9 protein-coding genes are annotated in these 14,908 nt (G+C 70.5%); 7 read left to right on the top strand and 2 right to left on the bottom strand.

The features are described 5' to 3' along the window. Positions 1 to 16 precede the first annotated feature (16 nt). Both CP969_RS12570 and CP969_RS12565 read right to left on the bottom strand, forming a co-directional pair. The gene (locus CP969_RS12570) at positions 17 to 205 is read right to left on the bottom strand and encodes a DUF397 domain-containing protein (RefSeq protein WP_016826536.1); all 189 of its coding nucleotides are present in this window, start codon (positions 203 to 205) and stop codon (positions 17 to 19) included. Then, the gene (locus tag CP969_RS12565) at positions 202 to 1,050 is read right to left on the bottom strand and encodes a helix-turn-helix domain-containing protein (protein ID WP_016826537.1); all 849 of its coding nucleotides are present in this window, start codon (positions 1,048 to 1,050) and stop codon (positions 202 to 204) included. The genes CP969_RS12570 and CP969_RS12565 overlap by 4 nt, the downstream gene beginning before the upstream one ends. 150 nt (positions 1,051 to 1,200) lie before the next feature. Here CP969_RS12565 and CP969_RS12560 point away from each other — a divergent pair, with 150 nt between their 5' ends. The 7 genes from CP969_RS12560 (at position 1,201) to CP969_RS12530 (ending at position 14,787) form a co-directional block, all read left to right on the top strand. Further along, complete coding sequence (locus CP969_RS12560) at positions 1,201 to 1,662, top strand: ATP-binding protein (RefSeq protein ID WP_051044427.1); 462 nt, start codon at positions 1,201 to 1,203, stop codon at positions 1,660 to 1,662. A gap of 32 nt (positions 1,663 to 1,694) precedes the next feature. Next, complete coding sequence (locus CP969_RS12555) at positions 1,695 to 2,837, top strand: hypothetical protein (protein WP_016826539.1); 1,143 nt, start codon at positions 1,695 to 1,697, stop codon at positions 2,835 to 2,837. Positions 2,838 to 3,422: 585 nt separating this feature from the next. Beyond that, positions 3,423 to 4,298, top strand: coding sequence for a hypothetical protein (locus CP969_RS12550; RefSeq protein ID WP_016826540.1), 876 nt, complete (start codon positions 3,423 to 3,425; stop codon positions 4,296 to 4,298). Positions 4,299 to 4,626: 328 nt separating this feature from the next. Continuing rightward, positions 4,627 to 8,529, top strand: coding sequence for a BREX-2 system ATPase PglY family protein (locus tag CP969_RS12545; protein ID WP_016826541.1), 3,903 nt, complete (start codon positions 4,627 to 4,629; stop codon positions 8,527 to 8,529). After that, a complete protein-coding gene (pglZ, locus tag CP969_RS12540) occupies positions 8,529 to 11,333 on the top strand; it encodes a BREX-2 system phosphatase PglZ (RefSeq protein WP_016826542.1) in 2,805 nt (934 codons plus the stop codon). Before CP969_RS12545 ends, pglZ begins: the two co-directional genes overlap by 1 nt. After that, on the top strand, positions 11,330 to 12,661 hold the full coding sequence (gene brxD / locus CP969_RS12535; protein WP_016826543.1) for a BREX system ATP-binding protein BrxD: 1,332 nt from the start codon (positions 11,330 to 11,332) through the stop codon (positions 12,659 to 12,661). Before pglZ ends, brxD begins: the two co-directional genes overlap by 4 nt. Continuing rightward, positions 12,658 to 14,787 carry a DEAD/DEAH box helicase gene (locus tag CP969_RS12530; protein ID WP_016826544.1) on the top strand — a complete coding sequence of 710 codons (2,130 nt, stop codon included), beginning with the start codon at positions 12,658 to 12,660 and terminating at the stop codon, positions 14,785 to 14,787. The genes brxD and CP969_RS12530 overlap by 4 nt, the downstream gene beginning before the upstream one ends. The last annotated feature ends 121 nt before the right edge of the window (positions 14,788 to 14,908 follow it).

Raw genomic sequence — 14,908 nt, 5'->3', positions numbered from 1 at the left:
CTGAGGTTGATTGATCTCAGACCTGGGCGCTGGCTGCGTGGGCGATGAACGTTGCCCAAGCTGCGGGGGAGAGGGCGAGCTGCCCGCTCTCCCGCTGCTTCGAGTCGCGCACGTGGATGGACTCGTCCACGGCGACCTCGATGCAGTTGTCTCCGGAACTTCCGCTGTAGCTGCTCTTGAACCAGTCCAGTTCTGTACTGCTCATAATGCTCCTCGCATCTGCTCCAGCAGGCTCATGCTGGCTTCCCGGCCGAGAGCCTGCTGACGCAGCTTGCCATAACGCTGGAGCATCGCGCTCACATCTTCGAGCTGAGTGATCAGGACACTCGACTGCTGCCCTTCGGTGTATCCGATCCACTGGTGATCAGGGGTCTCCGCCAAGTACATCTGCCCGTCGACGCCGACGTGATCCGCTTGCCGGAGCGGCATGATTTGGATCTCGACGTTACGCAGCCGCCCGGTCTGCAGCAGGTGGTCAATCACGCTCTGGGTGACCTGAGTACCGCCTACCCCTCTTTCGACGAGTGCCTGCTCAACGACGAAGCTGAAAGCTGTGTTCGGCCTCTCCGTCAGCAACCGCTGCCTCTCCAGCCGCGCCTCAACCTGCCGCTCGATCTGCTCCTCCGTCAGCGGCGGCAACCGCCTCTCGAAGATCGCCCTGATGTACGCCTCCGGCTGCAACAACCCCGGAATCGCCCTGCACTCATACGCGTAGAGCGAGATCGCCTCCTCCTCGATCCCCGCCCACTGCTGGAACCACGACGCCAAGCCCTGCTTCCTTGCCAGGTTTCGCGCCGCCGCCCGCAGCACCCGTGGCGCCTCCAGCACCTCCCCGGCCCGTTCGATGAACCGTGGCTGCGGGAACCGCCTGCCCTGCTCCAGCTTGGCGATGGCGTGGACCGAGTAGCCGACGACCTCCGCGTACGCCTCCTGCGTGAAGCCGGCCTCCTCCCGCAGCGCCTTGTGTACGGCCCCGAAGGTCTTGAGCCCGTCCGACACCTCTGGTTCACTGCCAACAGCCCCGGCCCCCGCGTCCTCGACGTCCACCACGCCCGGCCACCTCTCGTTCCGCACCCCGCGTCCAACTCACCCATGGTCACGGAGTGTGACGCACCCTGTCCAGCGAGTGAACCAGTACAACGCGGCTGTACCAGCGTCGTGCCTGGCCGGACCGCCCGCCCCACCGGAACGCTGGCCTCCATGACAGCGCCCCACCCCCAAGCACCGGTCACCGTACGTGTGTTCAGTCAGCGTCTCAGCGCCACCCGTCGCGGCGCCCGGCTCGCCCGCCGGCTCGCCGTCCACCAACTCGACGACTGGGGAGTCCCGTACGGCTCCGGCCTCTCCGAGACCGCCGCCCTGATCGTCGCCGAGCTCGCCGCCAACGCCGTACTCCACGGCCGTGTGCCCGGACGGGACATCGCCCTGCGCCTCACACACAACCCGGACACGCTCCGCATCGAGGTCGCCGACGCCCGTGGGGAATCCCTCCCCCAACCCCCGCCTTCTCCGGCCCTCGACGAGGAGACCGGCCGCGGTCTCCTCCTGGTCGAGGCCCTGGCCTCCCGCTGGGGCGTCGACACCGAGCCGGGCCCCGGCAAGAGGGTCTGGGCGGAGATCGATCACATCGCGTGCTCCCACACCCCGGGTGCCCCTCGCTGAGTCGTGTCGGTGCCTCCTGCCACTCTGCTCCCATGGGCACGCGACAGACTTTCCTGTGGTTCGTCTTCTACTTCTGGTTCCTCGTGACACCGGGCACGCTCGTCGCCTACTACTTCCCCTGGGTGAGCGGCACCCGCGTGCCAGGGCGCCGCCTCGGCCGTGTGCCACTGCTGAAACGACTCGGGCGGCGCAGGGCAGAGAACCGCCTCGGCGCCCTCAAGGACCACCTGGCCGAACGACTGGGACCTTCCGCGGAGTTCGAGGTGCTGACGAGCAAACCGCTCGTGGACCAGGTGCACGCGCACGCCACCTGGGCGCAGCTCAGCCGGATCTTTCTCTCCGCGCCCGGCATGCTCGCCTGCGTCGCGCTCGCCGTCGTCGTCACGCCCTTGACCTGGCGCACCGGACAGCTGTGGGCCCTCGGTGTCTACCTCGGCTTCGTTCTCGTGTCGGTCTTGCTGTGCTGCATCGACATCCGGGCCGTCCGCAACGCCGACTCGTCGGGCACGGTCACCGCGACGGCCGTGGGCGTCCTGGAGAGCTTCACCACCCGTGCCGGCCAGCCTTCCGCCAGTTCGACGCCGGCGGTCTGGCAGAGCCGGATGGTCGAGCAGCTGTGCACGGCCCTGGTACGTCGTGCTCATCGGGAGTCCGCCGGCGCCGTACCGGGGAGCCGCCTGGCCATGGCGCAGAGCACCGCGGCCGTCGTCCGCGCCCTGCGCCACCGCACCGCACTCGTCCACGGCAGCGCCACCGGCGAGGAGCGGGCGACTCACGAGCGTGACCTGTGGCTGCTCGTCTGCAGTGTCCTCACGTACAGCAGTCGCCCGCGCGCCGACGTCGTGGACTTCCGCGTGGTGGACGCCGACCGGCTCGCCGGTGTGCCGGAGACCGTCCCCGACACGACCGCGGTGCCTTCCCCGAAGGCCCGCGTACTCGTGCCGTTGCTCTTCCTGTGCGCCCTCGTGGCCATCGCCGTCGGACTCGGCGTCACCGGGGCCGCAGCCGAGTTCACCGGACCGATCGTCATCGCGCTGGCCATGGCCGCCGTGCCCGTCGCGCGCCGCTTCGGCGTGACCGTGCTGGACTCCTTCGCGGAGCCCTCGACCCCGCTCGCAGCCGTCGCGAACGACGAGCCCCAACCGACTCCGGAAGCCGTCCGCCCGGCCGCCTGACGAGGCACGCATATGAGGGCGGACGGCGACCGGGCGGACGTGCCCGCCGGTACTGCAAGGGTGCTCGCCGCGACCGGTGGTCAGGTCCGAGGAGGTGCGGACAGGTGCGGGGCGCGTCCATAGGGGATACGCCCCCGGTGCCCGTTGGTTCCTATCGGGATTGGGCCCAGACGATCGCACAGCCGATAGCGAAGCCGCCCACACCGGTGCCGGCCCCGTAGGCGACCCCGAGCGCAAAGCGCTTCGTCAGCGATTCGGTGACTCGGCGCAGACGGACGAATAGGCGAGATCCGGACGCGGGCTCCGTCGGCACGGCTGCCGAAGGGGGTGCCGAGCCGGTCGCCTCGGACCGGTCGCCCTCGCGCCCAGTACCCGCATCTCCCCCGCCGCATGAACTCGCTCCAGCGTGCTTGAACACCATCTCCGTGGCCTCCTGGATCCTCGTGGGGCGGCCGCTCGCCCTCGTCCTCCATGCTTGGAGACCACCGCGCCGAGGGGGACAAACGCTGACATCCGTTTACACGCCTGCACGCCAACCGGCACGATTGACCAGCACAGTTGACACTGGTTGACACAGGAGGGCCCATGGCGAGGCCGATGATCAATCCCCCCTCCGAGGAGGACCTTCCGCCGGGCCCGTTGAGGGACCTCACCGTGGAGCTCCATCGGCTCTACGTCTCCGCCGGACGACCCAGCTTGCGCAAGATCAGCGAGCGCGTGAAGGAAAACGACGACGCTCCCACGACCGTCAGCCACGAGCGGGTGCGCCAACTCCTCGTCGGGGGAGCCGAGAGCGCCAGCCGCGACGTCGTCATTGCTCTGGTCATGGCGCTGATCGACATGGTTCACCCCCGCCCCGACCCGGGCGAGGAGCGGGAGCGGTTCTTGCTGCTGTGGCACGCCATGACGGGGGACGTGCGCCCGCCCGGCGCCGCCGAGCCCGCCCCCACGGGACGCCGGGACATCGGTGCCAGGCCGGACATCACCCCAGCTCTCGGCTCCGTGGCTCTGGCCTTGCGGTTCGAGCACTTCGCTCACCGGTCTGCCAGGGACATCGCCACCCGTCTGTGTTATCGCCAGGCGGACGACGACGTCGAGGGCTTCCTGAAGTCCTTCGTCCAGATGACCGATGTCATGAGCGTCGTCGACCTCATCGCGCAACTGCGCATGGCAAGTCTGCACGAGATGGCCGAGTGGCTGATCGATCTGGCGGTGGAGAACCTCCCCTTCTTCGATCTCGTGGACCTCGTACTGCTTTTCTACAAGCAGAGATGGCGCGTACACGTTCTCCTGACGGCCATCGCCCGCAGGCGCACGCCTCAGGAGGTGGATGAGCTGATGGGCTGGATCGGCCGTGGCCGTAAGGACGATGCGGAAAAGCTGAGGAGGCTCTTCAGGGAGCTCAGGAGTCAGGGCGAGGACGACGAGTTGGACAGCCTGCAGGGAAGCGAGCGATTCTAGATCTTTTTGGTCGATGGCCTCCTCTCGGTGAGGTATTCGGGGCGAAAGGTCATGAATTGCTCCCGGTGTGAGCGGGTCGGACCCGTTCGCGGGTGAGCGTGAAGTCCCGGTGGGGCAGGTCCCACCGCAAGATCATTAACGCCCCGCCCGGTTGACCGTCCGGACGAGTTGAATCACAGGCGGGTCCGAGGCCGTCGCGCAAGGTGACCGCAAGATCACGGAAGTTGCCCCTGGCCCGGGCGCAAGGCAGGCCAAGACTGGCAAGATGGGAGGTCGCGCGCGACGCCGTGTGATCCGGGTGCCCGTCGAGAGAGGGAACGAGAGCCGAATGCCCACCAGCGAGCTCTTCCTGCGGGATGTCATCGACATCAAGGAAGACGTCCATGCCGGCGACTTCAAGATCGAACTCTCCGGCGGGTTCACGGAGACCGACGCCCGGGTCGCCGAGTACGTGGTCACCGACCAGCTCCAGGGGGCGTTCCGCAAGGCGCTCGGGCTCGTCGGGACGGCCGTCCGGTCGGGCAACTCGCACGCCGCCTACCTGCACGGTTCCTTCGGCGCCGGTAAGAGCCACTTCCTGACTGTGCTGCACGCCGTCCTGAACAACAACCCGGCCGCCCGCGCCAAGCCGCGCCTGCAGGAGGTCATCGCCGAGCACGACGACTGGCTGCGCGACCGGCGGTTCATGATGGTGCCGTACCACCTCGTCGGGGCGACGGACCTCGACTCCGCGCTGCTCGGCGGATACGTGCAGGCCGTGCGCACCCGGCACCCGGACAGGCCGACGCCCGCCGTCTACCGGGCCGACGCCGTGCTGGCGGACGCGCAGCGGCAGCGCGCGTTCCTCGCCGACGACGCCAAGTTCGTGCAGTGGCTGGGGGAGGGCGCCCTCGCCGTGGCCCCCGGCGGCGCCGTGACCGGCACGCACGAGGACGAGGAGGACGACCTCGACATCCTCGACGCCGGGGACGTCCCGGACCGCGGCAGCTGGACCTCCGCCGACCTCGACCGCGCCTTCGCCGCCCCCGCCGGCGACCCCTACCGCGACGCGCTCGTGTCCGCCCTGCTGTCCGGGCCGATGGCCTCCTACGCGGAGGGCGCCCGCGGTGACAAGGACGCGTTCCTGCCGCTGGAGAACGGACTGTCCGTGATCTCCCGGCACGCCAAGTCGCTCGGCTACGACGGCATCGTGCTCTTCCTCGACGAGCTGATCCTGTGGCTGCAGGCGCACATGGGCGAGCAGGACTTCGTCCGCGACCAGGTGCAGCGGCTGGTGAAGCTGATCGAGTCCGGGGACAGCGACCGGCCGGTGCCGATCGTGTCGTTCATCTCCCGGCAGCGCGACCTGTCCCAGCTCATCGGCTCGGACGTGGCCGGCGCCGACGTGCAGAACCTCGAGCAGCAGATCACGTACCTCGCAGGGCGCCTGGACGTCGTCGACCTCGAGGACAGCAACCTCGTCGAGATCATCAAGCACCGCGTGCTCGCGCCCAAGCCGGGGATGGAGCAGGCCCGGGACGAGGCCTTCAGGATCGTCGAGTCGTCGAAGGACGAGGTGCGCCAGGTCCTGCTCGACGCGCACGGGCGCACCGACGCCGACTGGGAATCCTTCCGCACGCTGTACCCGCTCTCGCCCGCGCTGCTCAACGTGCTGGTCGACCTGGCGGGCGCGCTGCAGCGGGAGCGGACCGGTCTGAAGCTGGTGCAGGAGCTGCTGAAGCGGCGGCGCGACGACCTGAGGATGGGCGACCTGATCCCCATAGGCGACCTGTGGGACGTCATCTCCGAGGGCAGGGGCGAGGCGTTCACCGCCAAGCTCCGCAAGGAGTCGGAGATCGCGGAGCGGTTCCACTCCCGGGTCAGGGCCCACCTGCTGCAGAAGTACGGATCCGCCGACCACCCGCACTACCGGCGCGACGACCTGCTCATCAAGACGCTGCTGCTCGCCGCCCTCGCGCCCAACGTGCCCGCCCTGACGCGCCTGACGGGCGGGCGGCTGGCGGCGCTCAACCACGGCACCATCAGGACCCGCATCGGATCGGCCGGATCGCACGCTGCGAAGGCCCTGAAGGAGCTCCAGGCCGCCGAGTTCGGCGAGCTGCGCAGCGAGGGCGACGGCACCGGCGACCCCGTCTTCCACCTGCACCTGTCCGACGTGGACGTCGAGCCGCTGCTCGAAGAGGTGCAGGGAAGCGCCGACCAGCCCGGCCTCAGGCGCCAGTGGGTCAAGGACCGGCTGTGGGCCGAGCTGGGCATCAAGGACACCCAGGCGTTCGTGTGCGAGCGCGAGATCGTGTGGCGGGGCACCAGGCGGACCGCCGAGTTCGTCTTCGGCAACGTGCGCGACCCCCACCTGCCGGACGAGCAGTTCCAGCCGCAGACCGACGGCAACATCCGCTTCGTCATGGACTACCCCTTCGACGAGCCGGGCCGCTCGCCGATGGACGACGTGCAGCGCGTCGAGGCCCTGCGGCGGGCCGGCAGGGACGCCCCGACGATCGTGTGGCTGCCCCACTTCTTCTCCGAGCAGAAGCTGACCCAGCTCGGCCGGCTGCTGAAGATCAACTACCTGCTGGAGCGCGACCGGCTGGACGAGGCGACCGCCACCCGCTCCGCCGACGAGCGCGTCCAGATCCGCCACCAGCTCAAGGCGCAGAGCGACAACCTGACCTCGCAGCTCACCGCCGTGCTGCAGCAGTTGTACGGCATCGCCAAGCCGGAGGCGGCCAACCTGGGCGCGGACGTGCCCGAGCAGCAGCACCTGTGGTGCCTCAAGTCCGGGTACTCCCGCACCCGTCCGGAGGCGGGCGCCGGTTTCGAGCAGAACCTGCTCACCCTCGCGGACGAGCTGTTCGGCGTGCTGCACCCGAAGCACCCCGACTTCGACCCCGGGCTGACGCGCAAAGCCGTCACCCCGCGCGAGCTGAGGACCGCCCTGGAGTGGATCGGGCGCGCGATGGAGGACGGGTCCCGCCGGGTCGTCGTCGACAAGCACCAGCTGCCCGTCGTCAAGAGGATCGTGCACGCCCTGGGCCTCGGGGAGGTCCACGACGGCCCCCTCAACCTCACCGGCGACTGGCGGCTGCGCATCAACCAGAAGGCCGCCGACGCCAAGGCCGGGTCCGACCTGTCCGTCGAGGACATCCGGACCTGGATCGGCGAACTCGGCTACACCGGCCTCGACAAGAACGTCAGCAACCTGATCATCGCGACGTACGCCCTGCTGGACGACCGCACCTGGGTCTACCAGACCTCCCCAGTCCCGCAGCCCCCCGAGCTCGAACGGATCGGTCCCGGCTACGGCCTGCGGGCCGTGCGGCTGCCGAGCGAGGAGGAGTTCGCGACCGCACGCGAGCGGGCCGGGCGGATCTTCGGCGTGCCCGTGCCGCCGGTGCTCTTCGCACGGAACGTGGCCAAGCTCGCCGACGGGGTCCTGAAGGAGGCAAGCACCTACCGCGAGGCCGTGGACGGCATGCGCAGCTCGCTGCGCAGGCACGCCGAAGCCCTCGGCCTGAGCGGACCGCACGGGGCCGACTCCCCGCGCATGAAGTCCACCGACGCGGCCGCCGACCTCCTGGCCCGGCTGGTGCGCCCGGCCGACTCCACCGCGCTCGTGCGGGAACTGGCCGCCGCCTCCTATGACGTGACCGACCAGGAGATCGGAACCGCGATCAAGCAGGCCCCCGAGGTGCTGCGCGCACTCGACGACACCAACTGGAAGCTGCTGGCGAGTGTCGCCGCCTTCGCGCAGCGCGACGACGGTGTGGGCGAGCGGGCGGCACATCTGGTGGAGCTGGTCCGCGACACCGCGCACGACCACGAACAGGCCCGCTCGCTCGTTCCCGTGCTCGGCCGGCTGCAGGAACAGGCCTTGGCCCTCGTCAACGAGGTGGCGCGCCTGGCGCAGATCGCCCAGCCGGTGCCGGAACCGCAGCCGCAGCCGACCGCCGAGGACGTCAGCCTCACCCGGCACGGGCAGCCGGCGGTCTCCTCCTCCGGACCCACCGCGGTGCCGACGCCGGCCGGGGAGGACGACTCCGGCGGCACGGCCCGCCCGGTGAACCCTCGCGCCGCCCACGTGGTGGAGCCGACGCGGCTCGAAGCGAGCCTCTCCGCCGCACTCGCCGACGTCCAGGACGAGATCAAGGCCTACCTGGAGGCCCACCCCGGCACCCGGGTCCAGGTCTCCTGGCGGCCCGTGCCCGTCGACGCCGAGGAGTACGGGCGCTGATGGCCGCCACGCTGCCCCCCGTGGGCCGGCGCACGGTGGAAGCGCTGCTCTCCTCCTACGCCAAGGGCCTGAAGGACCGACGGCTCGTCCTGGTGCACGGCCGGTACACGGCGGGCGCCCCGGCGGAGTTCACCACCACGCTGGGGGAGGAGACCCGGCGGGTGCGGGTGAGCCACCAGTCCTCCGTCCTCGGCATCCTCGGCGAGTGGGCCCGGCACCAGGACAAGGCGGCCGACGGCGACGTCCTGGTGGTGACCACCGGCCTCGGCGACGACCAGCTGGGCTGGGACCTGCGCGGACACGCGGTCAGGCGGCGCACCCTCACCGTGGACAACGCCGAGATCGTCATGCAGCGCTTCGGCGCGTCGAGTCTCGACCCGCGCATGCACGCACGCGAGGAGGCGTGGCTGCTGGAAGCCCTGCTCGAGGCCGAGCCCGGACAGGGGTGGGAACGCTGCGCCGGCGTCCTGACCCGGGACGCGGCGGTGCGTGCGCTCGTGGTGGCCCGACTGGGGCTCGGCGGGGACGGCGACGGCGACGCCACACCCGCCCAGGACGTCGCCGTCGACGCGGACACCCTGCTCGCCTGGTCCCGCACGCCCGCCGGACCGATGCGCTTCGCCGAACTGAACGACACCGAACGCGCCGAGCTCAAGAAGTGGCTCGGCGAGACCGCCGGCCCCGCAGTGCCCGTCCTCCTGTCGCTGGTGGAAGCCGGCCGCGGACACGACGCGATGGCCCTGGGACTCCTGGGCGCCGTCCTGCGCGACCCGGCCGCCGACCCGGACACGGTGCTCGCCGTCGGCGGGCTGTTCGGGCAGGTCATGCCGCGCCGCAGCGAACTGCGCGTCTTCACCGAAGCGGTCGAGGGAACCCTCGTCCGCTGGATCGGTGAGGCCCACGGCAACGCCCACGCACGCCGGCGCGTCTTCGCGGTCCTCGACCGCGCCGACCAGCTGGCCGCGGACGCGGGCCTGACGCGGAGCCTCACCGCCAACCGTTTCCTGCCGTCGAGCTTCACCGCCCAGCTGCGCCGGGTGACCGCCGCCGCGGCACGGCAGGACCCGGCGGCGGCCCGGGCCGCACTCGACGAACTGAACGAGCACACGCTGGTCAGGCTCCACGCGGACCGCCACCTGGCGGCGTCCATGGCCGTGCGTGCGGCACGCTGGCTCGCCCTTCCGCGGCCCGAGGTCCGCTCGGTCGCGGCCGGCGTCCGCTCGCACCTGGCGGACTGGGGCTGGGCGGACCGGGCGACCGCCGTGCTCTGGGCCGGAGACCCCGGCGGCGACCCGGTCGCCGCCGGCGACTTCCGCGCCCTGTACGAAGCGGTGAAGGCTCGCAGGGAGCGGCTGGACGAGGAGTTCGCCGGGCGGCTGGCCGCATGGGCCGAACACGCCACGGCCCCGTTCCCCGGCGGGTGCCTGCTCGTCGAGAACGTGCTGGCCGAAGCGGTCCGGCCGGTCGCCGCCACGGGCGCGGCACCCCTCCTCCTCGTCCTGGACGGCATGAGTAGCGCCGTCGCCGTCCAGCTCGGCGAGGAGGCGGAGCGCGAGGGATGGACCGAGGCCGTGCCCACGCCCGCCGAGGGACAGCCGCCGATGCGGCAGGCGGCCGTGTCGATGCTGCCCTCGGTCACCGAGGTCAGCCGCGCCTCACTGCTCACCGGTTCGGCCACCCGGGGCGGTCAGGTCGCGGAGACCACCGGCTTCACGGCCTTCTGGAAGGCGCACCGCAAGGAGGCCGTCCTCTTCCACAAGGCGGGGATCGGAGGGGACGCCGGACGGTACCTCTCCGAGGAGGTCATGGCAGCACTCGCCACGGACGCGGTGGTCGGCGTCGTGCTGAACACCATCGACGACGCGCTGGACAAGGGCCAGCAGGGGCAGCGCACCCGCTGGAGCCTCGACGACATCACCTATCTGCGGGAACTCCTCGCCACCGCCAAGGGGTACGGGCGCCCGGTCGTGCTCGTCGCGGACCACGGCCACGTACTGGAACGCGGCACCGGCGCGGCGTCCGCCGCCGCGGGAACCGGACCGACCGCGGCCAGGTGGCGCACCGGTGCGGCGGGCGAAGGGGAAGTGCTGCTGACCGGTCCACGGGTGGCGGAAGGCGAAGGGACCATCGTCGCCCCCTGGCGGGAGGACATCCGCTACACCGGCCGCAGGGCCGGCTACCACGGCGGGGCGTCCCTGGCGGAGGTGACGGTGCCGGTGCTCGTCCTCCTCCCCGACAAGGCACTGATGCCCAAGGGATGGGAGGCCCTGCCCCGCGAGCGGGCCGTCCCGGCGTGGTGGCAGGCACAGCACCCCGAGCCCGTCACCGCCCCGGCCGCGGACGCGACGCAGGAACAGCGGAAACCCGCCGGCAAGGCGCGTACCGGCAGCCGCCGGCCGGCGCCGGAGGGCGAGGGACTCTTCGCCGAGACCGACGTCGCCCCACCCGCCGAGGACGGGAAGGCCGCACCCGCGGCCCCCGCCTCGCTCGGTGCCCGCGTCGTGACCAGTGAGGTGTACGAGGCCCAGAAGGAGTACGTCCGCAAGGCGCCCGAGGCGAAGGTGGTCGCCGCCGTCGTCGACGCGCTCGCCGACGCCGGCGAGACGATGTCACCGGCGGCGCTCGCCGCGGCCGTCTCCGCGACGGGCCGGGTCCGCCGCAACATCGACGGCTTCATCGCGACCCTGCAGCGGCTGCTGAACGTCGAGGGATACCCCGTGCTCGGATTCATCGACGCCGGGCACACCGTGCGCCTCGACGTGAAGCTGCTGCGGGACCAGTTCTTCCCCGAGGAGAGCAAGTGAGCTCCGCACCCGAGGTGAGCGCCGTCCGGCGCCGCGAGGTCGTCGACGCGCTGCGCCGGGGCACCGTGCCCCACTCCGGCCTGGACCTGTTCGCGGTGGGCCTCGACCGGTTCACCGGGGCCCTCGACGAGGACCTGTCCACGGTGGCGCGGGGCGGCGCCGCCTTCCACGCCGTCCGGGGCGAGTACGGGTCCGGCAAGACGTTCTTCGCGCGCTGGCTCGCCGAGCGGGCCAAACGCGCCGGGCTTGCCACCGCCGAGGTGCAGATCTCCGAGACGGAGACGCCGCTGCACCGGCTGGAGACGGTGTACCGCAGGCTCACCGAGCGGCTGTCCACGGCGACCCACCGTCCCAGTGCGCTGCGCGCGGTCGTCGACTCGTGGTTCTACACGCTGGAGGAGGAGGTGCTCGACGGCGGGGAGATCGAAGAGGAGGACGAGGCGGCGCTCTCGGACGCCGTCGACGTGCTGATGGAGCGCCGGCTCGCGGACGTCGCCCGCACCACCCCCGCGTTCGCCGCCGCCCTGCGCGGTTACCGGCGCGCGGTCACGGCCGGCGACGCCGTGACCGCGGAAGCCCTGGTCGCCTGGCTCGGAGGGCAGAAGTCCGTCGCCGCCTCGGCCCGGCGGGCCGCCGGCGTCCGCGGCGACCTGGACCACTTCGCCGCGCTCGGCTTCCTCCAGGGACTGCTCACCGTGCTCCGGGACTGCGGCCACCCCGGCCTGCTGGTCGTGCTCGACGAGATCGAGACGCTCCAGCGGGTGCGCGGCGACGTGCGCGAGAAGGGGCTCAACGCGCTGCGGCAACTGCTCGACGAGATCGACGCCGGACGCTTCCCCGGACTGTTCCTCGTCATCACCGGCACCCCGGCGTTCTTCGACGGGCAGCAGGGCGTGCAGCGGCTTCCCCCGCTCGCCCAGCGCCTGGCCACCGACTTCTCCACGGATCCGCGCTTCGACTCCCCGCGCGCGGTGCAGCTGCGGCTGCCCGGCTTCGACCTGCCGCGTCTCGGCGAGCTGGGCAGGCACGTGCGCGACCTGTACGCGGGGGCGGCGCGGCATCCGCAGCGAGTGGAGCAGCGGGTGGACGACGCCTACCTCATGGAACTCGCGACGGCCGTCACCGGCGGGCTCGGCGGCAAGGTCGGTGTCGCACCCCGCGTCTTCCTGCGCAAGCTCGTCGCCGACGTGCTCGACCGGGTCGACGAGTTCGACGACTTCGACCCCCGTAAGCACTATGCGCTCACCCTCTCCGACGGCGAGCTGACCGAGGTGGAACGCAACGCGGCCGTCGCACGCGCCGAGGACGTCGACCTGGAGATGCCGTGAGCGGCATCGACGACCTGGAACCGGCGCTCGTCCACCACATCGTCAACACCCTCGGGTGGTCCGGGCTGCGCCCGCTGCAGGAGGAGGCCATTGCACCGCTGATCGCGGGCGACGACGCGATCCTGCTGGCACCCACCGCGGGCGGCAAGACCGAGGCCGCCGCCTTCCCCCTGCTGTCCAAGATGGTGCAGGGCAGGTGGTCCGGGACGTCCGTCCTGTACGTGTGTCCGCTCAAGGCGCTCCTGAACAACCTGCTGCCCAGGCTGGAGACCTACACGTCCTGGCTGGGACGCACGGCGGCCCTGTGGCACGGGGACGTCACGGCGGGCGTCCGCAAGCGCATCCTCGCCGCGCGCCCCGACGTCCTGCTCACCACGCCGGAGTCGCTGGAGGCGATGCTGGTGAGCGCCAACGTCGACCACATGTCCTTCTTCTCGGGGCTGCGCGCCGTGGTGGTCGACGAGGTCCACGCCTTCGCCGGGGACGACCGGGGCTGGCACCTCCTGGCCGTCCTGGAGCGGCTCCAGCACGTCGTCGGACGGCCCGTCCAACGGGTCGGGCTGTCCGCCACGGTCGGCAACCCGGACGAACTGCTGCTGTGGCTGCAGGGATCGGGAGCGGGAAAACAGCCGTCGACGGTCGTGGCACCGCATCTTTCCGCCCCGAAGCCCGGGACGGCAGTGAGCTCTTCCGCATCGCTCGTGGACATCCAGCTCGACTACGTCGGCTCGGTGGACAACGCCGCCACCGTGATCGCCGCACTGCACCGCGGAGAGAAGAGACTCGTCTTCTGTGAATCCCGCAGGCTCGTCGAGGAGCTGGGTGAGAAGCTGCGCGCCAAAGGTGTGACCACGTTTCTGTCCCACGCCTCCCTCTCCGTCGATGAACGCCGAAGAGCCGAGCAGGCCTTCGCTGAGGCGAGGGACTGCGTCATCGTCTCCACCAGCACGCTGGAACTCGGCATCGACGTCGGTGACCTGGACCGGGTGATCCAGATCGATGCGCCGACCACTGTCGCGTCCTTCTTGCAAAGGCTCGGCCGAACCGGCCGCCGGCCCGGGAGCTTGCGTAACTGCCTGTTTCTGGCACTGGACGAAAGCGGCCTGCTGGGAGCGGCAGCCCTGCTCCTCCAGTGGTCGCGCGGGTGGGTGGAGCCTGTGGTCGCTCCACCGGAGCCACGGCACATCGTGGCTCAACAGCTACTGGCGCTGTGCCTGCAGGAACCCCAGGTCGGCGACGAACTGTGGCAGGAACGGTGGAACAATCTCGGCCCCTTCGACCGATCGGCCGAGCCGATCGTCCGGTACCTGGTCGACAACGGGTATTTGGACCAGGACGGCGGACTGCTGTCCATCGGTCCGGAGGCCGAACGACGCTTCGGTCACCGGCACTTCATGAACCTGACGGCGGTCTTCACCTCTCCGCCTCAGTTCACCGTCCTGCAAGGCCGTAGAGAAATCGGCAAGACGGACCCGAGTCTCCTCACGGAAAAGATCAACGGACCTCGGAGGCTGCTCCTTGCCGGTCGAAGCTGGCAGGTCACGTACATCGACTGGAAGCGCAAACGATGCTTTGTCGAGCCCGTCGACAGCGGAGGCAGAGCGAAGTGGAGCGGAGCAGGATCCAACTTCGGTGTCTCCTTCGAGCTGACACGGGCGGTACGAGAAGTTCTTCTCGGTGTGAACCCGCCGGTGGATATCACACCACGCGCAGAGAAGTATTTGGCCCAGGCACGAGAGCACTTCCTGGAGGAGGTGCACCCCGGCGGCACTGTGATCATCCGTAGCCCGGGCGGGTACGTGAAGTGGTGGACGTGGGCCGGCCACCGGGCGAACGCCACGCTCGCGTCCACGCTCGGCGAGGTCGCCGTACCCGCTCAGCAAGTCAACGACTGCTGGGTCCGCCTGCGTGATGACGTCAGCTCCGACGTATGGAAACACATGTCAGCCACCGCACCAGGCAATCTGTGTCTACCTGAGGTGGATGAGCGTGCGGTCAAAGGACTGAAGTTTGTGGACGCGTTGCCGCCGCGGCTCGCGGAATCGACGCTGGCGAGACGACTGGCGGATCTGGAGGGAGCAGCACGGGTGTTCTCCGAACCCGTGCGCTTCGTAGTACGTCCATGATGAGACTTTCGACTCGGCCCGGTGTTTTCTTTACACCTTCTCGGACCACCGCCGAACTGCTGGGAACGGAGCCGCACCCGACTCGTTTGCCGCCCACGACCTGGAAAAACCGGGTGCGGTC

Origin of the sequence: Streptomyces viridosporus T7A, assembly GCF_008704515.1 — a bacterium.
GTDB lineage: Bacteria > Actinomycetota > Actinomycetes > Streptomycetales > Streptomycetaceae > Streptomyces > Streptomyces viridosporus.
The sequence above is the reverse complement of the archived record's forward strand: the minus strand, read 5'-3'. Positions and strand labels throughout refer to the sequence as shown.

Excerpts from the sequence above, each read along its gene's own strand:
- CP969_RS12570 (WP_016826536.1), bottom strand. The coding sequence starts at position 205 with ATGAGCAGTACAGAACTGGACTGGTTCAAGAGCAGCTACAGCGGAAGT.
- CP969_RS12560 (WP_051044427.1), top strand. The coding sequence starts at position 1,201 with ATGACAGCGCCCCACCCCCAAGCACCGGTCACCGTACGTGTGTTCAGT.
- CP969_RS12555 (WP_016826539.1), top strand. The coding sequence starts at position 1,695 with ATGGGCACGCGACAGACTTTCCTGTGGTTCGTCTTCTACTTCTGGTTC.
- CP969_RS12550 (WP_016826540.1), top strand. The coding sequence starts at position 3,423 with ATGGCGAGGCCGATGATCAATCCCCCCTCCGAGGAGGACCTTCCGCCG.
- CP969_RS12545 (WP_016826541.1), top strand. The coding sequence starts at position 4,627 with ATGCCCACCAGCGAGCTCTTCCTGCGGGATGTCATCGACATCAAGGAA.
- pglZ (WP_016826542.1), top strand. The coding sequence starts at position 8,529 with ATGGCCGCCACGCTGCCCCCCGTGGGCCGGCGCACGGTGGAAGCGCTG.